Origin of the sequence: Neorhizobium sp. SOG26 (genome assembly GCF_003491345.1) — a bacterium.
Taxonomy (GTDB): domain Bacteria; phylum Pseudomonadota; class Alphaproteobacteria; order Rhizobiales; family Rhizobiaceae; genus Neorhizobium; species Neorhizobium turbinariae.
The window spans coordinates 74,785-94,410 of record NZ_CP025513.1; the positions used below are offsets into that span (position 1 = coordinate 74,785).

Annotated in this window: 21 protein-coding genes; 9 read left to right on the forward strand and 12 right to left on the reverse strand. The window is 60.4% G+C overall.

Annotated features, from left to right (window positions below):
- Positions 1-15: 15 nt before the first annotated feature.
- The 4 genes from CYG48_RS16960 to CYG48_RS16975 are packed head-to-tail and all read left to right on the forward strand — an operon-like array spanning position 16 to position 3,048.
- A complete protein-coding gene (locus tag CYG48_RS16960) occupies positions 16-978 on the forward strand; it encodes an ABC transporter permease (RefSeq protein ID WP_118852809.1) in 963 nt (320 codons plus the stop codon).
- On the forward strand, positions 968-1,933 hold the full coding sequence (locus CYG48_RS16965; protein ID WP_445304359.1) for an iron chelate uptake ABC transporter family permease subunit: 966 nt from the start codon (positions 968-970) through the stop codon (positions 1,931-1,933). The genes CYG48_RS16960 and CYG48_RS16965 overlap by 11 nt, the downstream gene beginning before the upstream one ends.
- A complete protein-coding gene (locus tag CYG48_RS16970; protein WP_118851783.1) occupies positions 1,930-2,688 on the forward strand; it encodes an iron ABC transporter ATP-binding protein in 759 nt (252 codons plus the stop codon). The genes CYG48_RS16965 and CYG48_RS16970 overlap by 4 nt, the downstream gene beginning before the upstream one ends.
- Before the next feature lie 57 nt (positions 2,689-2,745).
- Entirely contained in the window at positions 2,746-3,048 is a 303-nt protein-coding gene (locus CYG48_RS16975; protein WP_118851784.1) for a DUF2218 domain-containing protein, read from the forward strand.
- Between the two features lie 120 nt (positions 3,049-3,168).
- Here CYG48_RS16975 and CYG48_RS16980 read toward each other — a convergent pair whose 3' ends face one another.
- The 7 genes from CYG48_RS16980 to CYG48_RS17010 form a co-directional block, all read right to left on the reverse strand.
- Positions 3,169-5,208: a TonB-dependent receptor domain-containing protein gene (locus CYG48_RS16980; protein ID WP_118851785.1), complete on the reverse strand. Its 2,040-nt coding sequence runs from the start codon at positions 5,206-5,208 to the stop codon at positions 3,169-3,171.
- 262 nt (positions 5,209-5,470) lie between these two features.
- A complete protein-coding gene (locus CYG48_RS16985; protein ID WP_118851786.1) occupies positions 5,471-6,271 on the reverse strand; it encodes a M55 family metallopeptidase in 801 nt (266 codons plus the stop codon).
- Positions 6,268-7,305: a P1 family peptidase gene (locus tag CYG48_RS16990; RefSeq protein ID WP_118851787.1), complete on the reverse strand. Its 1,038-nt coding sequence runs from the start codon at positions 7,303-7,305 to the stop codon at positions 6,268-6,270. Before CYG48_RS16990 ends, CYG48_RS16985 begins: the two co-directional genes overlap by 4 nt.
- Positions 7,306-7,330: 25 nt before the next feature.
- A complete protein-coding gene (locus CYG48_RS16995; RefSeq protein ID WP_118851788.1) occupies positions 7,331-8,074 on the reverse strand; it encodes an amino acid ABC transporter ATP-binding protein in 744 nt (247 codons plus the stop codon).
- A 4-nt stretch (positions 8,075-8,078) separates the two neighbouring features.
- On the reverse strand, positions 8,079-9,194 hold the full coding sequence (locus CYG48_RS17000; RefSeq protein WP_118851789.1) for an amino acid ABC transporter permease: 1,116 nt from the start codon (positions 9,192-9,194) through the stop codon (positions 8,079-8,081).
- A 4-nt stretch (positions 9,195-9,198) separates the two neighbouring features.
- Positions 9,199-9,999, reverse strand: coding sequence for an ABC transporter substrate-binding protein (locus tag CYG48_RS17005; protein ID WP_245450574.1), 801 nt, complete (start codon positions 9,997-9,999; stop codon positions 9,199-9,201).
- Between the two features lie 83 nt (positions 10,000-10,082).
- Positions 10,083-10,943: a D-amino-acid transaminase gene (locus CYG48_RS17010; protein WP_118851791.1), complete on the reverse strand. Its 861-nt coding sequence runs from the start codon at positions 10,941-10,943 to the stop codon at positions 10,083-10,085.
- A gap of 180 nt (positions 10,944-11,123) precedes the next feature.
- Here CYG48_RS17010 and CYG48_RS17015 point away from each other — a divergent pair, with 180 nt between their 5' ends.
- The gene (locus CYG48_RS17015; protein ID WP_118851792.1) at positions 11,124-12,113 is read left to right on the forward strand and encodes a LysR family transcriptional regulator; all 990 of its coding nucleotides are present in this window, start codon (positions 11,124-11,126) and stop codon (positions 12,111-12,113) included.
- A 79-nt stretch (positions 12,114-12,192) separates the two neighbouring features.
- Here the strand turns inward: CYG48_RS17015 and CYG48_RS17020 are convergent, their stop codons facing one another.
- Positions 12,193-12,732, reverse strand: a complete 540-nt coding sequence (locus CYG48_RS17020; protein WP_118851793.1) for an AAA family ATPase — start codon at positions 12,730-12,732, stop codon at positions 12,193-12,195.
- 300 nt (positions 12,733-13,032) lie between these two features.
- Here CYG48_RS17020 and CYG48_RS17025 point away from each other — a divergent pair, with 300 nt between their 5' ends.
- Positions 13,033-14,115 (forward strand): FUSC family protein, encoded by a 1,083-nt coding sequence (locus CYG48_RS17025; RefSeq protein WP_118851794.1) that lies wholly within the window; start codon positions 13,033-13,035, stop codon positions 14,113-14,115.
- A gap of 22 nt (positions 14,116-14,137) precedes the next feature.
- On the opposite strand, the gene arsK is transcribed toward CYG48_RS17025, so the two are convergent.
- Both arsK and CYG48_RS17035 read right to left on the reverse strand, forming a co-directional pair.
- Entirely contained in the window at positions 14,138-15,340 is a 1,203-nt protein-coding gene (gene arsK / locus CYG48_RS17030; RefSeq protein WP_118852811.1) for an arsenite efflux MFS transporter ArsK, read from the reverse strand.
- Positions 15,333-16,148 (reverse strand): AraC family transcriptional regulator, encoded by an 816-nt coding sequence (locus tag CYG48_RS17035; protein WP_118851795.1) that lies wholly within the window; start codon positions 16,146-16,148, stop codon positions 15,333-15,335. Before CYG48_RS17035 ends, arsK begins: the two co-directional genes overlap by 8 nt.
- Positions 16,149-16,247: 99 nt before the next feature.
- Here CYG48_RS17035 and CYG48_RS17040 point away from each other — a divergent pair, with 99 nt between their 5' ends.
- Positions 16,248-16,574, forward strand: a complete 327-nt coding sequence (locus tag CYG48_RS17040; protein ID WP_118851796.1) for a DUF1127 domain-containing protein — start codon at positions 16,248-16,250, stop codon at positions 16,572-16,574.
- A complete protein-coding gene (locus CYG48_RS17045) occupies positions 16,574-17,302 on the forward strand; it encodes a class I SAM-dependent DNA methyltransferase (RefSeq protein ID WP_118851797.1) in 729 nt (242 codons plus the stop codon). Before CYG48_RS17040 ends, CYG48_RS17045 begins: the two co-directional genes overlap by 1 nt.
- 44 nt (positions 17,303-17,346) lie before the next feature.
- On the opposite strand, the gene CYG48_RS17050 is transcribed toward CYG48_RS17045, so the two are convergent.
- Positions 17,347-18,564: an MFS transporter gene (locus tag CYG48_RS17050; RefSeq protein WP_118851798.1), complete on the reverse strand. Its 1,218-nt coding sequence runs from the start codon at positions 18,562-18,564 to the stop codon at positions 17,347-17,349.
- A gap of 120 nt (positions 18,565-18,684) precedes the next feature.
- Between CYG48_RS17050 and CYG48_RS17055 the strand changes: the two genes are divergently transcribed.
- Complete coding sequence (locus tag CYG48_RS17055) at positions 18,685-19,287, forward strand: TetR/AcrR family transcriptional regulator (RefSeq protein ID WP_199925333.1); 603 nt, start codon at positions 18,685-18,687, stop codon at positions 19,285-19,287.
- On the opposite strand, the gene CYG48_RS17060 is transcribed toward CYG48_RS17055, so the two are convergent.
- Complete coding sequence (locus CYG48_RS17060; protein ID WP_118851799.1) at positions 19,277-19,588, reverse strand: EthD family reductase; 312 nt, start codon at positions 19,586-19,588, stop codon at positions 19,277-19,279. The genes CYG48_RS17055 and CYG48_RS17060 overlap by 11 nt on opposite strands.
- Positions 19,589-19,626: the final 38 nt, after the last annotated feature.

A 19,626-nucleotide genomic window follows, 5' to 3' on the forward strand; every position in this document is an offset into this window, starting at 1 on the left:
TTTCATGGTGACGTCTTGAAGCTCTTCCTCCTTGCCCTGCTGGCCACCGCTGCCGTCGCAGTCGCAAGCTTGTTTGTGGGCGTCAGCGAGGTGTCACTCCTTCGCCTGATTTCTGGCGAGGGTGACGAGAAGATGCTGATGGTGCTCGCCGGAAGCCGCGTGCCCCGGACATTGGCCCTGATCCTGGCCGGCGCCGGAATGGCCGTGGCCGGAACGATCATGCAGATGCTTTCCCGCAACCGCTTCGTTGAACCGTCGACGGCTGGTACGGTGGAATCGGCAAGCCTCGGCATGCTGTTTGTGCTTCTTGTGGCGCCGGACCTGCCGGTGATGGCGAAGATGCTGGTCGCGGCCGCCTTCGCGCTGGCGGGAACGGCTGTCTTCCTCGGCATTCTGCGGCGGGTACCGTTGCGCTCCCCTGTACTGGTGCCGCTCGTCGGCCTGATGCTCGGAGGCATCATCAACGCCTGCACCACCTTCTTCGCATACCGTTACGACCTGATGCAGGCCATGGGTGCCTGGACGAGCGGCGACTTCTCGGCGGTCCTGCGGGGCCGTTATGAGGTGCTTTGGATAGCGCTCGCGTTGACCATGGCCGCTTATATTGCCGCTGACCGCTTCACCGTGGCCGGCATGGGAGAGGATTTTTCGACCAATCTCGGGCTGAACTACCGCACGGTCGTCACGCTCGGCCTCGTCATCGTATCCATGGTGACGGCATCGGTGGTGGTGACCGCCGGCATTCTGCCCTTCATCGGCCTGATCATCCCTAATCTCGTCAGCATGGCGATGGGTGATCGGCTGCGCCACACGCTGCCGTGGATCGCGCTTAGCGGTGCAGCACTCGTGCTCCTGTGTGACACGGTCGGACGCATCATCAACGCGCCTTACGAGATCCCGGTCAGCTCGGTGCTCGGCATCATCGGCAGCATCTTCTTCCTGCATATGCTGTTGCGGAGGCGATACCGTGCAGCATGAGAAAAAGCGTTCGCCGATCGTGGTCCTCACGATCACCGCGGCCGTTGCGGCTGCCGCAGTTGTCGCCTTCATGACGGTTGGCGCCCGCGGCAACTGGGGCTTCGTCCTGTCATTCCGCGGCACCAAGCTTTTTGCGCTGATCCTCGTTGCCTACTCCATTGCCGTCTCGACGGTGCTGTTCCAGACGATCACCAACAACCGGATCCTGACACCGGCGATCATGGGCTTCGACTGGCTCTACATGCTGCTGCAGACGCTTTTCGTATTCGTGCTGGGCGCGGCTGCGACGTCCGCTATCGATGCGCGACTGATGTTTGCCATCGAGGTCGGCACCATGCTGGCCTTCTCCCTGGTGCTCTACCGCTTCATGTTTTCCGGCGCAGTGAAGGACCTGCACCTGCTGCTGCTGATCGGGGTGGTGTTCGGCACCCTGTTCCGCAGCCTGTCTGGCTTTCTCCAGCGTCTAATCGATCCGAACGACTTCGTGGTTCTCCAGGACCGGTTGTTTGCAAGCTTCAATGGGGTCGACTCGAACCTTCTGCTGATCTCAACGCTGTTCGTTGCCGGCGCTAGTGCATTGGGACTGCGGATCTTCCACACCTTCGACGTGATGTCCTTGGGGCGGGAAACAGCGATCTCGCTTGGTGTCGATCATCGGCGGGTGACGATGACGGTGCTTGCGATCGTGACCGTGCTCGTTTCGGTCTCTGCAGCACTGGTCGGCCCGGTAACCTTCTTTGGCCTGCTCGTCGCCAACCTCGCTTATATCCTGATGCCGACTGGCAAACATCGCTTCGTCCTTCCGGCGGCGATCCTGCTTGCAGTGATCTGTCTCGTGGGTGGCCAGACGATCCTTGAGCGGGTCTTTGCCTTCGACACCGCGCTCTCCATTGTCATCGAGTTTGCGGGCGGGCTTTTCTTCATCTTCTATCTTCTCAGGGGCAATGCCCGATGATCGAAATCACTGACGTCACCAAAGCCTATGGCAATACAACCGTGGTGGACCATGTTACCGCGAAGCTGCCGAAGGGCGGCATCACCTCCATCATCGGGCCTAACGGCGCCGGCAAATCGACGCTTCTGTCGATGATCGCCCGACTGATTCCGAGCGACCAAGGCACGGTGCTGGTGGACGGATTGGATGTTGCCCACACCTCAGGTGAAACGCTAGCACGCCGGCTGTCGATCCTGCGCCAGGACAACCACATGACGGCACGGCTTACCGTGAGGGATCTCGTGGCATTCGGGCGCTACCCGTACAGCAAGGGGCGGACGACTGCGGAAGATCAGGCTCATATCGCTCGCGCGCTTGGCTATCTCGGACTGGAAGAACTGGGTGACCGCTTCCTGGACGAGCTCTCCGGCGGACAAAGGCAGCGCGCCTTCGTTGCCATGGTGCTCTGCCAGGACACCGACTACATGCTTTTCGACGAACCGTTGAACAACCTCGACATCCGCCATGCTGTCGGCATGATGAAGCTTCTTGGCAACGCCGCGCGGGATTTCGGCAAGACCGTGGTCGTTGTCCTCCACGACGTCAACTTCGCCTCCTGCTACTCGAACCACATCATCGTCATGCGCAACGGCAAGCTTTTCCTGCAGGGCACACCACACGAGATCATCCGTCCCGAAACGCTGGAGCAGACCTATGGCTGCCCGTTCGATGTCCAGGACATCGGCGGAAACCGGATTGCCGTCTATTACACGTAATCGAGAGGGTCGCCTGCCGCGCTCCAAAACGTCACCTCAACGATAGAAGAAGATACCATGACCGAACAGCAGACCCGCGCCACAAGCCACGCCAGTATCCCGACTGAGCATGCGAGCAAATACCTGCAGCAGTTGTGCAAGCATTTCGCGCATAAGCGCCCCGTGACGTTCGACGAACACAGAGGTCAGATCAGCCTGATGAGCGGCGATTGTTACTTGCAGGCCGAAGACGCGGCGCTGGCTCTCCGCGTGGAGGCCGAAGACGCCGAGAACCTGCCACAGCTGGAGGATGTTGTGGTGCGCCACCTTGTCCGTTTTGCTTTCCGTGAAGAACTGCAGGTCGAGTGGACGAAGGCCTGATCAAAGCCTTCCGCAGCGAGGGTCAAAACATAAAAAGCCCTGCCGATCGATACTGGCGGGGCCTTTTTCGTTTGGGCAAACAGCCGGCACTGAATCCACCAGCGCCGGTTGTTGTCTTGATTAAAACGACTTGCTGACGCTGAGCCAGAAGCGGCGTCCTTCGACGACAGTGTTGAAGTCCGTCTGCTCGATCTTCTTGTCGAAGACGTTGTAGACGGCCGCATTCATCGTCACGCCTTCGCCCGCGTCGAACTTCGCGCCGATATCGAACGTGGCGTAAGCGTCGTACTTGCGTCCCGGCTGGCCATTGATCGTCACCGGACGACCATTCGTTCCAATCCGGGCACCAGCCGCGATTTCTTCACCGTGGTAGTTGCCGGACACCCATGCCTCAAGGCCTTCGATCGGCGTGACCCAGTCCAGGCGGATATTGGCCATGTGCTCTGGCGTGCGGGCGAGCGGGAAGCCAGCGTAATCACCGGTCTGCTGCTCCGAATGTGTATAGGTGTAGCTACCGCGGACCGTCAGCTCTGGCGTCGCATACCATTTGGCCGTCAGCTCAACGCCCTGGATCACCGCATCGTCAATGTTGTAGCTGTACCAGAGCCGGTAGTTCGGATCTTCCGACCAGCGCTCGGGCGTGCCATCGGGCCGTAGGACCAGCGCATTGCTGATCTTGTCCTTGAAGTCGGTGTAGAAATAGGTCGCACCGAGAACCAGATCATCCTGCTCCCAGACCGCACCGATTTCATAGCTGGTGCTAGTTTCCGCCTTCAGGTCCGGATCCCCGATGATGACACCGCAGGTGCCCGCCGGACCGTAGGAGCAGCCGCTGCCGCCGGTCGTCATGGCGTAACCGGGCGCAATCTGGCGGATGTCCGGTGCACGGAAACCGGTCGAAACGCCGCCCTTGATTGTCAGGTCGTCGGTCGCGTTCCAGACGCCGTAGATGCGTGGGGTCAGGTTATCGCCGTAAACGTCGTGGTGGTTAAGGCGCAAGCCCGTGGTCAGTGCGAAGTCATCCGTGATCTTCCACTCGTCTTCGGCAAATAGCGCCCACTGTTCAATGCTGAAGGTTTCGGTGACACCGGTGCGCCGGCCCGGGTTCTGGTCACGCAGCCGGCCTTCCATGTACTGCCCGCCTGTAATGACCGTGTGCTGACCCAGAAGTTCAAACGGCGTCGTGAACTTGCCGTCGACGACGGTGTTACGGATCTGCGGCGCACGCGGATTGCGCACGAAATCGCCGGTCGCAGCATCATAGTTGTAGGTCGTCCGCGTCCCCCATTCCTGCTGGATGGAGAATTCCGAGGTTGTCCGTCCCCAGCGCCCGGTATGCGACAGTGACCAATGATCACGGTCGTGGTGAGGCTCGGTGGCAGCGGCAGTCGCCTCCAGGGTTTCACCCGGACGCGCCTTGCGCTCGATGCGGCTCAGGCCGCCCTGAAGGACGATGTCATGGTCTTCATTCGGCGTCAGCGTCAGGCGGCCGGCAATATCGCCTTCCTTGGCACCCGTGATGCCGCTGAGGAAGCTGTCTTCGCCGCGCTTGTAGCCACGTCCCCAGATCTGCAGGCCGAGCGTATCCTTCAGGATCGGGCCATTGGCATAGAAGGAGACCTGACCGCTATTGCCGAACTTGCTGTGCTGCTGAAGGGTGGCTTCGGTCGTGACACTTCCGGACCAGGCGTTCGAGACCTTGCGGGTGATGATGTTGATAACACCGCCCATGGCATCCGAACCGTAGAGCGAGGACATCGGACCGCGAACGACCTCGATGCGCTCGATGGCGGAAACCGGAGGAATGAAGCTCTGCTCAAAGCCGGAGCTTCCGTTTGGGCGGGCGTCTCTGGTGCTCTGCCGCTTTCCGTCAACCAGGATCAATGTGTAGGTCCCGGGCAGGCCTCGGATATAGATGTCCTTCTCGTTGGCAACACCGGTCACGGCGACACCCTGGACTTCGCGAAGCGCATCGGTCAGGTCACGGAACGCACCTTTTTCCAAATCCTCGCGCGTGACGACGGTGATGCTCGCAGGTGCATCCTTCACGTTCTGCTCGAACCCCGATGCCGTCACGACGATCGTCTCGAGGACGGAATCGTCTTGCGCATCCTGCGCCAGGGAATTGCCGGCAGCGCTGAGGATTGTTCCGGCCAGCATCAGCCGAACCACCCTCTTGCGTCTAGCCTTGCTGTTATCCCGCCCCGGAACTGCTGCCCCTGTCATTTACGCATCACCCCATAAACTTGATTTTGCCGGTCAGGTTCTTAGCGGGGAAGAACTGAGCCAACAATACGGCTCTTTTAGAAGGTTTCTAAATGCATAAGATCGCAAATTGCCCCGCCGCACGCGATTGCACGACGGTCTACACACCCATTCGGGTCGGCGAAAAAACGGCAACGGGAAAGCAAAAACTGGCGGATCAATCGAGCAGAAAACGCAGGGCGCGCTGGACCTCGAAAAAGTCATCAGACTTAAAGGCGATAGTGCGTGGTCTGCAAATAGAAGCACCCGGATACCACGACGCGCGATAGGCATCGGTTGGGTTCACGAACTCGACCGTTACCTCGTACGGGCCATCGACGGTCGGCACGGTACGCGAGGAAAGACGTTCCAGGCCCGTCTTCACGCCGTTGAAGATCGACTCTCGCGCCTGCGCTGGCGAAATGGAAAGTGACGCACGGCCGAAACCTTCAAGGGTTGCGACCGTCTCGATGTTCGGCACTAACGCGCGTGCGTCAACGCAGATCTCCGCATCACCGGCGAGGAAGGCAGACGGCACCTTGTAGCGGGCTGCGCAGAGCGCATTGAAGGTGAACTCGGAAGCAACTTCACCGTTGAGGAGCACGCGCGAAACACGTCTTGTCGTGGTGTGGGCGAGCGGGTTGGCTTCCGACCCCGCCTTTGCATGATAGCCCGTATAGATGGCAGCGGCGAAGTCTGAACCGATGCCGAACATCATGGAGTCCGGGTGGCCGGACCAGCCGCGCATGATCTTTGCATAGGCTGGCAAACGATCAACGATGATGTTGCGGCCGCTCTCATGCGCGTCCTTGATCAAAACCTCGGTTGCACCCGCCGCACGCGCACCTTGGCAAGCCGCGAGCACCTCGCCGGTCATCAACTCGCGAAACTCTTGGTAGTCGGCCTTTTCACGATCGGCCTCATCCCAGTGGGCGATGCCGGCGGTACCCTCGATGTCGGCGGATAGGAAGACCTTCATCTCTGTTGCTCTTTCGCCCAATCCGCAAGCGACGGGAACACCTTGCCGGAGCGGCCAGTCGCTGCCGGGGCCGCAGCGAGAGCATTCAAGATCGCTTCCTGTGTCGCCTCTGCCGCCGCACGAAATGCCACGTCGATGTGGTCGTTGTCGAGCATCTGTACAGTCTGGAAATCAGGCCCTTCGTGCACAACCTGGTCGGCGGTCGTGAAACTCACCACAATGTCGCCAGAACCGTTGCCCCAGAAGGCACCGAGACGCGCAATACCGGCGCCTGCACGACGGGCAACGCGCTGCAATTGCCGATCGCCAAGCGGCAGGTCGGTGGCGAGGATGACGATGATCGAGCCCTTCTCCGGTGCGCTGACGTCATTCGGCGAAGGACGGCGTCCATCCGGTAAGGTCAGGTCGCCGGCGCGACCAAAGTTGGCGAGCACCAGGGAACCGAGCGTGAACTCCTGTTTGCCGATGCTCAAGCGGCGGGAGGATGTGCCAATGCCGGCCTTGAAGCCGAAGGCTGTCATGCCGGTTCCAGCCCCAACCGCGCCCTGTTCAACGACTCCGGGTGCGGCTGCATCCAACGCAGCGGATGCATCGTCCACGGTCACCGCCATGGCCTGGATGTCGCTGATCTGGCCATCGTTGCATTCGCAAACAACGGCGTTCACCGTCGACGTCTGTCTGCCGATCTTCGGGTTCTGCTCAATCGCCCGCCGGATCAGCGCCTCGGTGCAGGCAGCGACGCCGAAGGTATTGGTCAGCAGAATGGGCGTTTCGATTGTACCGAGTTCGGCGATCTGCACGAGGCCGCCTGACTTCCCGAAACCGTTGATGACCTCGACCGCCCCACGTACCTTCGAGCGGAAGAGATCGCCCTGATGCGGCACGACTGCCGTCACGCCGGTCGCAAGCCCGTTACCTTGAAGTGTGCGGTGCCCGACGGTCACGCCGGGTACATCGGTGATGGCATTGTTCGCGCCGGTCGGGAGGCTGTTGACGCCATCGGTCCAGAGGCCAAGGCTGCGGGCTGTACTCATGATCAATGTCCTCGTCCGGCTGCCGTTAGATGCGGCCAGCTTTCTTCAAGCTTCTCAGGAAGGCCTGCGTCCGCTCACCCTTCGGATTGCCGAACAATTCGGCCGGCGGGCCCTGCTCGTAAACCTGTCCAGACTGCAGGAAGCAGATCCGGTTGGCCACCTCGCGCGCAAAACCCATCTCATGCGTCGCAAGGATCATGGTCATGCCACGGGCCGCAAGATCGCGCACGATATCCAGCACTTCGGAAACCAGTTCCGGGTCAAGCGCCGAGGTGATCTCGTCGAGGAGGAGCAGCATCGGATCCATCATCAGGGCGCGGACAATGGCCACCCGCTGCTGCTGGCCGCCAGACATCCGGTCCGGATATTCGTTGGCCTTATGGGCGAGGCCGATCCGCTCCAGGAAGGCCATGGCCTTTTCGCTCGCTTCGCGCTTACCCATCCCGAGCACCTTCGTTGGTGCAAGGATGGTGTTCTCGAGCACCGTCATGTGCGGGAAGAGGTTATACCCCTGGAAGACGATGCCGATGTCGCGGCGCAACCGGTCAAGATCCACGCCCGGGCCGGTAATGCGATCGCCGTGGATGCGGATCTCGCCTGAGGAGATCTCCTCGAGCCGGTTGATACAGCGAAGCAGAGTAGACTTGCCGCAGCCCGACGGGCCGATGAGGCAGACGACCTCGTGTTCGTCAACATTCAGCGTCAGGTTGGATATGACTTCCAGCACGCCGTAGTGCTTTGTGACGCCATTGATTTCAAGAAGCGACATGCGCTCAACCCCCTGCTCGCATGCGTTTACGATCACGATCGATCAACTTGTCCACCAGGCGCGCCTGCGGAATGGTGATAACGATGAAGAGGATGGCGACCGTCGTCACAGCCGAAAGATTGAAGTTGTTGGCGGCGATGATCTTCGACTGGTTGAAGGCGTCGATCGTGCCGATGATGGCAACCAGCGCCGTATCTTTCTGCAAACTGATGCAGTTGTTCATCAGCGGCGGGATGATGTTGCGTACCGCGAGCGGCACCACGACATACCGCATCGTCTTGGTGTGGCTGAGCCCGAGCGAGCGCGCCGCAGCGACCTGGCTGTGGTGCACGCCTTCGATGCCTGCGCGATAAACCTCCGACGTATAGGCGCCATAGGTCAGCGTCAGGGCGATGATCGCATAAGAGGTAGAGCCGAGATCCGACAGGATCGGAAGATTGGTGAGCGGCAGGCCAAAACCGATGAGATAGATCGTGATGATGGCCGGAAGACCACGGAAAAGGTCACCATAGGCCGTTGCGAGATAACGCAAGGGCCGGCCAGCCTCGCCGGGAAGCGTACGGGCGATCGCGATCAGCAAGGACCATACAAGGATCAGCACCGCCGACACCGCGAAGATGGTCACATTGGTGCCGAAGGCCCAGATCACCTTGCCAGCCGAGCTTTGGATGAGTTCGAGGTCGAAGAACGTGCGGCTGACTGCGGCGTCATTGACTGCCATGAACCAGGCGCCGGCGGTCACCACCAGCAGCGCTCCGCTCCAGGACAAGGCCTTCCACGATGCCAGCGAGGCCTCGGCGCCGAGTGCGCGTGCCTCATAGACATCCGCATGACGACGCGCCGCTGCCGATTTCATCGCAGCCCGAATGGCCAGCAGCAGGACGTAACCCGCGGCCACGGCCGCAATGCCGCCGGGAATCAAGGCCGCGACTTTGGAAACGCCCTGCTCGACAGCATAGCTGCCGATGTGCTGCGCCGAAACGGCCACGAGGAAGAAACAGAAGATTGCGACGACAAGCGTCAGCGTTGTGCGCAGACCGTGGGTCTGCGTGGTGCCCCGGGCGCGCCACGTTGCAGCGCGCCCGGTTTCACTATGCAATTCTGAGGACGAACCAGCCATCAGCTCAGTATTTCCAGACCGGCACGTCTTCCGGCTTCAGCCCGCCGCGTTCGGCGGCGAGATACTGTTCTTCGAGAGCCTTGAGCGTACCATCTGCCGCAAGATCAGCAATAACCTTGTCGATTGCCGGCTTTGCAGCGGATCCCTTCTGGTAGATGCCGGCGGTATCGCGGCCGCTCGGGAACTGACCGACGACCTTCAGCTTGCCGTTGGAGTTTGCAACCTGACCGAGGATGACAGAGATATCTGTCATGACGACATCGACATTGCCCGCGGCAAGCGCGGTGAACATGGCGCCCGTATCGTCGAATACTGAGAGCTTGGCGTCCGGCAGGTTTTCCTGCGCCCACTGAACCATGATCGTGCCGGCCTGGGTCCCAAGCTTGGTGGTCTTGATGCCGGCTTCATCAACAGGAGCATCCGCACGCGTTGCGAGACCAAAAGCACCGCTCGCGTAAGGGGTCGAGAAGTCGACCACCTTCTTACGAGGCTCGGTCACGGAGATCAGCGCAAGCGCGATGTCGAATTCCTTGTTCTGACCAGCGACGATCGAGTCGAAGGAAGCGTTCTTCAGCACGACCTTGTCGATGCCCAGGCGGTGCGCAATGTTGACCGCCATGCAGAACTCGCGGCCGCTCTTCACTGTTTCAGGCGTGTCGCCGTTGAACTCGCCGACTGCCGGAAGGTTGATGACCACCGTGAACTGGCCGGGAACAGCCGTTTCGACCTTCTCGCTGCCACGCTCGCCATAGAGCTTGCAATCGCCATAGCCTTCGGCGGCAAGTGCCGGAGCGGACAATGCCATCAGGCAACCAAGAGCAGTTCCGATCAATTTCGAATTGAGTTTCATGTGTTCGCCTCTGTCGATGCTTCGTTGTGGTTTTGGTCTTAGCCCGCTGCCTTGGGTATGTTTACCGTTTCAAGGTAGTAGGCCTGCAATTGCCGGGTCACGGGACCGGGCACACCCCCATTCAGGCTGACGTCACTGATACGAACGATAGGCGTCACTAGACTGGTTGCGGATGTTTGGAACGCCTCAGCCGCACCCTGGGCTTCGGCAATGGTGAATGGGCGCTCCTCCAGGACAACGTCATGGGCGCTGCAAAGCTTGAGAAGCGCCGCACGAGTGCAGCCCGGCAGGATAGCCTTCGAATTGCCGCGCGTGATGATGCGCCTATCATGCGTCACGATGAACGCGGTCGAAGACGCCCCTTCGGTAATCGCGCCATCTTCGAAGAACCAGGTGTCGTCGAAACCCGTAGCCTTTGCCTGGCGCTTGGCCATCACCTGCCCGAGCAGCATGACCGTCTTGATATCGCGGCGCTCCCAGCGGGGGTCCTCAACAAGATTGACCGACAGGCCCTGCTTCTGGCCTTTGCTGCCGAGCAGGTTCTTGACCTGCGTGAAGGCAATGAAGGTCGGCTCGAGACCATCGGAATAAAGGAAATCGCGGTCTTCCGCGCCACGCGAAACCTGAAGATAAACCGTGCCCTCTACCAGCGCGTTCTTCTCGATGAGCGCGAGCTGGATCGCTTCGATCTCCTCACGTGAGAGCGGCATGGGAATGGAAAGTTCCGACAGCGAGCGCTCCAGGCGCGCCAGATGCAAGTCGTTGTCGACCATCTTGCCGCCGATCACGGCAGTGACTTCGTACACGGCGTCGCCGAACAAGAAGCCGCGATCAAACAGGCTCAGCTTGGCCTCGTTTTCGGCGACGAACTCCCCGCCGCAATACACTACTCTGGCCATATCCTAGCCCAGCCCCCGCATGTCATTTCCGAGTCGGAGCCTATTGCGCTGCACAAAGATTGGCCAATTCACATTGAGCAGCAGATGATGCAAAAAATGCATACTCATTCGAAATCAATGGCTTTATGAAGGGATGCGGGGGTTGAAGAAGATGCGCGACTTCGCGCGGGGCGGTGTTGAATGGAATTAAAGTGGCTGGAAGATTTTGTAACGCTTGCGGATACGTCGAGCTTTTCGCGCTCCGCTGAACTGCGGAATGTGTCGCAGCCGGCCTTCAGTCGACGCATCAAGCAACTGGAAGTCTGGCTTGGTGCTGCACTCATCAAACGCGGAGCGGTTCCCGCGGAATTGACACCCGCGGGCCGCAGCTTTCTTCCCGTCGCACAAGACACGATCCGGGCACTTTATGCGGCGCGCGAGACGCTGCAACCGGCTTCCGATGCAGGAATGGTCAGGTTCGCCGCGCTCCATACGCTGACTGTCACCTTCATTCCGAACTGGCTGCAGGCGCTCGAAAAGACCGCGCCCGACACGCGTCTCTGCTTTATACCCGACCGCGGCGGCATCGAAGCCAATCTCGCTGCTCTCGTGGATGGGGAGGCGGACTTTTTCCTCACCTATACAAACCCGCGGGTTCCGCTTCATCTCGACCGCGAGCACTTCGACTTCCTGTCGGTTGGCCGCGATCGCCTGCTGCCCGTCGCGGCACCCATGCTACGTCTCGATCGCGATCGCTGGACGGCGGGAGAAAACATTCTTGACAAGGCTTTGGCCGAACACTTCACCCTGCCCTATCTCAGCTATGGCTACAGCTCGTTCTTCGGCGTGGCGCTGGGCAAGCTCTTTTCCCAACACCCCAGCTTCCGCCGGCGCGCAGTCCATGAGAACGCGATCAGCGCTGGCCTCAAGACCATGACCTGCACGGGCGCCGGCATCTGCTGGCTGCCGGAAAGCCTGGTGGAGGAAGAACTTAGGACCGGCAAACTCGTTTCGGCAACATCCAGTTCGGACTGGACGCTTGACCTCGAGATCGTTCTCTACCGGCATGTCGGCAACCAGACGCGCAACGTCAACGCCTTTTGGAACAATGCCCGCCAGGTAAGCGGGACAGCCGTCGGGCAGAAGTTGCCTGTCGCGGAAACGGTGATGCAAATGGCTTCAGGAGAGTAGTTTTATCCGTAGGGAAGAAGCGTTCGTTGGCGGTCGCTCCGCCGCCGTCTGACGGCCACACGTTCGGCATCAGAGTACGTCATCGTGGTCTTGGCAGGTCCCAGGTGCGATACAACTGGTTCAGCGCGGCGGCCGTGCCGCACTCCACCGCAGGAAGACCGGACTGGCGGATCGCCTGCGCATACTTGAGGCTACTGTCCCGGGTCCTCACGGCGACCCAGTGGATCATCTCCCACTTGATGCTGTCTTGCGCACCTTCGAGATGCCCAGCGCGGTCGCTGCGGTTGATAAGCGTCCGCTTGAGGTACCTGCCGAGGCGGAGCCAGTGGTTGGAGGACAGGAGGATTGCGCCAGTCGCCCGGGCGAAGCGCTGGGGCATCAGGCGCGAATAATTGCCGTCCATTACCCATTGCTCTCCAAGGATCGCCGCATCATGAAGCGCGGCAAATTCTGCATCCGGGCGCTGCTGCCAGTCGGTGTTCGGCAGATGCTTGAGCTGGTCGAGATGAATGGCAGGAAAACCGAGCTTCTTTGACAGCGAGACGGCAAGGGTCGACTTGCCCGCATTGGACGGGCCGAGGACGACGATGCGTTCGCCAAGGGAGTGCAAGGGCAGCATGCGACACCAAGCGGGATTGGGTTCAACGTCCCTTGGCAAAGCAACCGATGGTGTCAAAGTCGAGGCAAGTGCATCGTCTCAACCAGGCCATCGCTCGTGTCTGGTTGCTGATCAGGGGTGGTGCCGTACTTTGGGCTTGGTTCGCCTTTGTTCGTCCGGTAAGAGATCTCTAAATCAAGTTAAAGCCCGCCGCTGCCTGCGGCCCGCTACATATTTCCTCGCGAGGCTTGATGCCTCGGTCGGAAGAGGCAAACACATGCTACATCTTCATCCAGGGAAGCGCCTCGCGTGCCGCACGCCATGCGTCGCATAGATGCCATTCGTCGTCTGCTGACGCCCCACCAGATCCGTGAAAGCATGACGCTCGCTCCCCAGGCGCGTTGGCGGGTCAGCGTAGTCGCCGGGGTTCAGGCGGCACTCTGTGCAGCCATAGCGCTCCCCTTGGTGTCAGTCTCGCCGTGGTCACACCTGATTGGCTTTGCCTCGCTTGGTTCTCTCGTGGCGTTGTTTGGCCGGTTTGCTCCGAGAGCAGATCGGAGCTCGATCATCCTGCAGTGCCTTCTCTGGCAGGTCTTCGCGGTGACGGTCGTCTCGCTTGCAGGTTGGGCAGGCGCACCTGATTGGCTGCAGCTTATGCTGATCGCAATCGGCTGCGGTGCGTTCTTCTTTATCAGCACCACGGGTCGGTTCGGTCCCCCTGGCGCCCTGATTTTCGTTTTTGCGGCAAGCGCCTCGGTCAATTTTACCGGTTCGTTTGCCCAGGTGGCCGAAAGAAGCACCGCAGTTCTCGTTGTTGGCATCTTGGCGTGGGTCATCTGCAGGCTGACCGATACACTGCGCTACAGGCGCGGCGATCCCGACTTGCCCCGTGAAACCCTCCACCCGCTACGAGACCGCCTCAACCGATCTCTGCAGATCGCCCTCGGAGGCGCGGCCTCTGCCTTCACAGCCTATGCGCTGGGCTTGGCACATCCCGGCTGGGCTGCATTGGGCACTGTTGCCGTCATGCAAGGACCGCACCTGCATATCGGCATGAACCGGGCGCTGCAGCGCACAATCGGCACGTTGGTCGGCGCGGGTTTCGTCTGGCTGCTCCTGACCCAGGAGCCACCGGTTTGGGTCGTCATCGCCGTCGTGGTTTGCCTGATGGTTGGGACGGAAATCGTCATCGGCAGCAATTATGCGCTGGGCCAAGTGCTGGTAACGCCGATGGCCCTGCTCATGACCTTCCTCGCCAGACCGACGACCGATCTTGGCATGGTGCCGGAGCGCGTGTTGGATACGCTGATCGGTGCCGCCGTGGGCATGGCGCTGGCGGTGCTTTTCTCCACCGTCGAGGAACGACGGCACCTGGAGGATCACCACTCCAGGCGTTCAGGCTGAGCGCGGTCAATTAAAGAGGAGCTTACGTGACCCGTTGGTGACGCCTCGCCCGGGCAGCCACGTTTCCAAACGCAGCGACGCCCACGGCTCCCAAAGCGGCGGTCCCAAACAACGACACCTCGATTCCGACCCGCTCCATCGCAGCGGCGAAGGCGAAGGGTGCGGCGGCTCCGGCGGCCAGTCGCACGGCGGCCATCTTGCCGGTCACCGCGCCGTATCCTTCACTGCCGAACAGATAAAGCGGCAGGCTGCCTTGCGCGATCGAATTGATGCCGGACCCCAGCCCCAGGCAGATGGCAAATGCCACCGCCCCCATAAGTGAGCTCCCTACACTTCCAAGGATGACGATGCCGCCGACCATTAAGGCAGCGGAAATCACCGCCAGCATGGGTGGCGTCAATCGCGTGCCAAAAACCATGTTTATCAATCGGCTCAGGACCTGAGCAGGACCGAACAAGGTGCCGACAACGACAGCAGCAGTGCCTAGCCCTAGAGCGCCGAGCATTGGAACCATGTGGGCAAGGATGGACGACAGGGCGAAACCCAGGATCGCGAAGGCGGTGGATACGATAAGCATCGTCTCGCGCCGGTTTTCCACTGGAATGGCCCCGACAATGGGTTCGCGGGTCTGTCTCACGCCACTTTCCCTGACGGCCTTGCGCTGCGCCATGATCCAGAAATGCAGAGGCATGCACAGCACGAGATTGAGCGCGGCGAACAGGACGTAGATTTCCCGCCAGGTGATGTGGTCGAGCAAGCTGGCGGAGATCGGCCAGAAGATCGTTGAGGCAAAGCCGCCGATCAAGGTGAGGTAGGTGATATTGCGCGATGCCGTCTTCGGATTGTTTTCCACCAGGGCTGCACAGGCCGCCTGGTACTGCACCATGCCCGAGGACACTTCGAGGAGGATGATCCCGATGGCAAAGGCGGCGATCGACGGTGACCAGGCGCAGAATACCAATGTCAGGGCCGAAAAAAGCGAGCCGACCGTCAATACGGTTGCGGCGCCGAGCCTGTCCATCTGCCGGCCTATGATCGGTGCTGCGAGCCCGCCGAATAGCAGGGAAACGGAGAAGACGGCAAAGACCTGCTCGAGGCTGATCTCGAGATCGGCGGCTATGTGCGGCGCGAGGATCGAGAACGAATAATACAGCGTGCCGTAGCCGATGATCTGCGTCAGCCCAAGCGCGACCACCACTGCTGCGCGAGAAATGCCATTACCCACGAAAACCACCCCGTTCGCTGCCTTGGAAATATTGCCCAGGTGAGGTTCCGAAGGCTGCTCTGAAAACGGCAATGAAGGCGCTAGGCCCTGAATAGCCAAGCGCGAAGGAGATGTCGCCAACGCTCTTGCCGGCCGCAAGCCACTCCACAGCCTTGAGGAGCTTTGCCTGCTGGCGCCACGCCCGGAAGCTCATGCCGGTTTCCAGCTGGAAATGACGCTGGAAGCTGCGTGGCGACATCGCTGCCCGGGAGGCGAGCTCCTTGAGCGGCCACTCCTCGCCCGGCTCGCGGCGGATGCCGGCCGCAATCGCTCGCAGCCGTCCTGAGGTGGGTGACGGAAGCGAAAGCGGCGCAACCGGGCTCGTCTCCAGTTGGTCGATGATGACCGCCGCCAGCCGCTCCGCACGCGGACTGCCGGCGTCTGCTCGCGGGATCTCCAGAAAGGCGAGGATAAGTTCGCGCAGAAGCGGCGTCGTGCCGATCACCGAGACATCTCGAGGGAGATCGACCACAGCCTCAGGACGGAAGAAGAGGTAACTGCGTTCAGTTTCCTGGAGATAAGTGACTTCATGCAAGACGCCTGAGGGAACGAAAACGGCCCGCTCGGGCGGCACGATGAAATAGCCACTCTCCGTCTCGAGCCGCAACGACCCGCGCACGATCTGAAACAACTGGGCACGGTGGTGTGTATGAAAAGTATATGTCTGGCCAGCGGGCTCTGATCCACCCTGGCCGACGGCGGTGAACGGATAGTCTCCAACCGCATCTTCAGGCAGATGCACGTTGATCAGGTTGTCCGCGGCAATCATGGCGTCTCCCCGACATTTATTGACAGGATACCGATAACAGGTCTTGACGCAAATACGTAGATTGACGGTCACACAGCAACCAAGGCTGGAGACAAAGTCATGTCAGTAGAACGAGTTGACCCGGTTGGACGGTTCTATCGGGACGCTGTTGCGGTGGTTTCGCGCTGGTGGCAGCAAGCGACAACCGAGCAGGAACTGCAGTGGCTATCCGATCGCGATCTGGCGGACATTGGTGTCGTCCGCAGAGATATCGCTGAGCTGGCGCGCAAACGCGCTGGCTCCGCGGCGACAACCGGCTTGGCCAAAGGCGCCCAAAATAACCCCTGCCGATACCGGAGTTCCGCGGCCTGTCCACAAAACCGTTGGCGGACCGATTTTCAACTAAACGCTCCACGGCTGGGCCAAGAATGCAGGAGAATTGTGTGATGCACGACGACGGAATTTTTGATGAAGCGGTCGCAGCAACTTACGACAATGATGATGCGATCTCGGCACCCGAGGTGGTTGATCCGATCGTTGATCTTCTTGTCGAACTGGCGGACGGCGGGCGGGCTCTGGAGTTCGCGATCGGAACCGGTCGACTTGCGCTTCCACTCTCCGCGAGAGGCGTTGACGTTGAAGGCATAGAGTTGTCGCGCGCCATGGTTTCTCGTTTGCGCGCCAAGCGGGGCGGAGAAAGGCTTCCGGTAGCGATTGGCGACATGGCGACAATTCGAACCGAAGGTGAGTTCTCGCTGGTGTATCTTGCCTTCAACACCATCAACAACCTGACAACCCAGGATGCGCAGGTTGCCTGCTTCCAGAACGCAGCCGCGCATCTTAAGCCGGGTGGTGTCTTCCTGGTGGAGGTCGGCGTTCCGCCACTTCAACGGCTGCCGGTCGGCGAGAGGCTGGTTGCATTTGCCTGCAGCGACACGCACTGGGGCATCGACGAGTTTGATGTGGTGACCCAGGAGTTCTCGTCTCACCATATCCAACTTCGGGACGGAGAAGCTCAGAAGCTGTCGGTGCCGTTTCGCTACGTCTGGCCCGCCGAACTCGACCTCATGGCGCGGCTGGCGGGCATGACACTCAAACACCGCTGGGGCGGCTGGAAAAAACAGCCCTTCACCTCTGTCAGCAGAAAGCATGTGTCGGTTTGGCAAAAATTATAGGCTCGCGGCGGTAGATCGGCGGCGAAGGCCGCCGTCGAAAGCCTTTACGATGTCGGCGCTAGCTCGAGAGATGATGCGCGTTCCCCGGCCAAGGTGTTTTGCGCCACGGCCACAGTCACCCATGCCGCCGCGCTGGCAAACACCGAGACCCAGAAACCGTTGCTCGGGCCGAATGTGTCGACCACCCAGCCGGACAGGAATGCACCAAACGCCATGCCAATCCCCACACCGGTCATCACCCAAGTCACGCCTTCCGTCAGCATGGCTTCCGGTACGCGGCGCTCGATAAGCCCGAAGGCGGTGATGAAGACGGGCGAGATTGCGATGCCGCTGAAGAAGACGGCTGCAGCCAGGAGTGCAACGGAACTGCTGGCGACGAGAAGCGGCAATGCGGTGAGCGCCAGCACGGTCAACGCGATCAGCAGTTGGCGTTGAAGCGCCATCTTGGGATTGAGTGCGCCAAGGATCAGGCCCACGATGAAAGAGCCGGTCGCATAAACGCCGATGACGAGGCTGGCAGTATCGGGACGCCCCAGTTCCTTGGTGATCGCGACCGCGCTGACCTCGGCGGTGGCAAAGGTTGAGCCAACGAAAATCAGGGCGAGCGTGATGATTTGGACCGGACGCAGCCAGATAGCGGAGCCTTGACGCGTCCCTTCCTCAACCACCCTCACCTTAGGTTCGGTGCCTCTTTGAAAAAGAAAGGCAGAGGTACCAAGCGCCAAGAAGCCTGTGCTCGCGACCATGCCCGCCTCGGGAAACAGCGAGACCGCGAGGCCGACGGAAAGCGAAGCCCCGGCGATATAGACAAGCTCGTCAGCGGCGGACTCAAACGCGAAGGCCGTGTTCAGCTCCGGCCTGCCGCGGAAGATTTCGGTCCAGCGAGCCCGTAGCATCGCTGGCATGCTCGGCATCGCGGCCGCAAAAAGCGCTGAAAGAAAAAGCGTCCATGCCGGCCAGTCCCGATTAGCCGCGAAGATTAGAGCTGCAAAGGCGATTACGGAAACCACTGTCGTCGGAAACAGGACGGCCATCTGGCCTTTCCGATCAACGAGACGCGAGATTTGCGGTGAGAGTAGCGCGTTGGTGAGCGCGAAAGTCGCGGAGACCGCGCCTGCGAGCCAGTATTCACCACTCGTCTGAGATAGCATGGCTACGATGCCGATCGGCGCCATCGCAATTGGAAGGCGGGCAAAGAAACCAGCGCTCGAAAAGCCCAAGGCGCCGGGGGCGCGGAATATCTCTCGGTATGCACTGTACATCGGAATGTTTCCTTGTTGAGAGGGAACTGCTACATACATACGCGGCGTATGTGAGATACGTAGAGACATACGTTGCGTATGTCAATTCACATACGCAACGTATGTGTGCTTGGAGGTCGGATGCGCAGATCACGCAACGAGATGATCGCAGAGACGCGCCAGAAACTGTTGTCCGCAGGAAGGCGCGCCTTTGGCGAGCTTGGTTATGCAGAAGCATCCATGGATGACTTCACAGCAAAGGCGGGATTGACGCGCGGCGCGCTTTATCATCATTTCGGTGACAAGAAGGGCTTGTTCGCGGCCGTCGTGGCAGAGATCGATGCGGAGATGTCTGCAAGGCTCTGCGACATCTCCTCCAAGGCAGCAGACCGTTGGCGGGGGTTTGTTGATGAGAACGTCGCTTATGTGCTGACCGCGCTCGAACCCGAAATCCAGCGCATCATGTTCCGTGACGGTCCGGCCGTGCTCGGCGATCCGTCGCAGTGGCCGAACGCCAATCACTGCATCGCGACCGTCGCCCGAAGCATCGAAACCCTGAGAAACGATGGCTTGATCGTCGATATCGATCCGGAGGCGGCTGCGCGTCTCATCAATGCTGCGAGCAGCAGTGCGGCTCAGTGGATCGCCAATTCCGACGATCCAGACGCGACATCAAAGCGGGCGGTGAAGAGTTTCAAGACGCTGCTGGAAGGCCTGCGCATCAAGAAGGATCCTAAGCGATGACCTCGCTCATCTGCACGATCGGCACGACGTCCGTGTAGTTCTGGACATCTGCTCCGACGTCTGCGCGGTGGGGCTCGAAGGCCTCCTTGAAGGTCTCAAGATCCGGCACGTAAACGTGGCATGCCGCGACGAACTCGGGGGTAGTCCCAGGTTCACGGCCAGATATGCCGCGGTCGATCTCGTAGCGCAGGCAGACGTCGCCGAGGCGCTCCTTGATCATGGGCATATGGCGGGTGCGGTAGTAGTCGTGATCGAATCTTGAGCCGCGGTTGGACGGGTAATAGACGCTCATCTTGATCATCACCTTGCTCCTCTCCGAGGGATCGGCGGTCCTAGGAA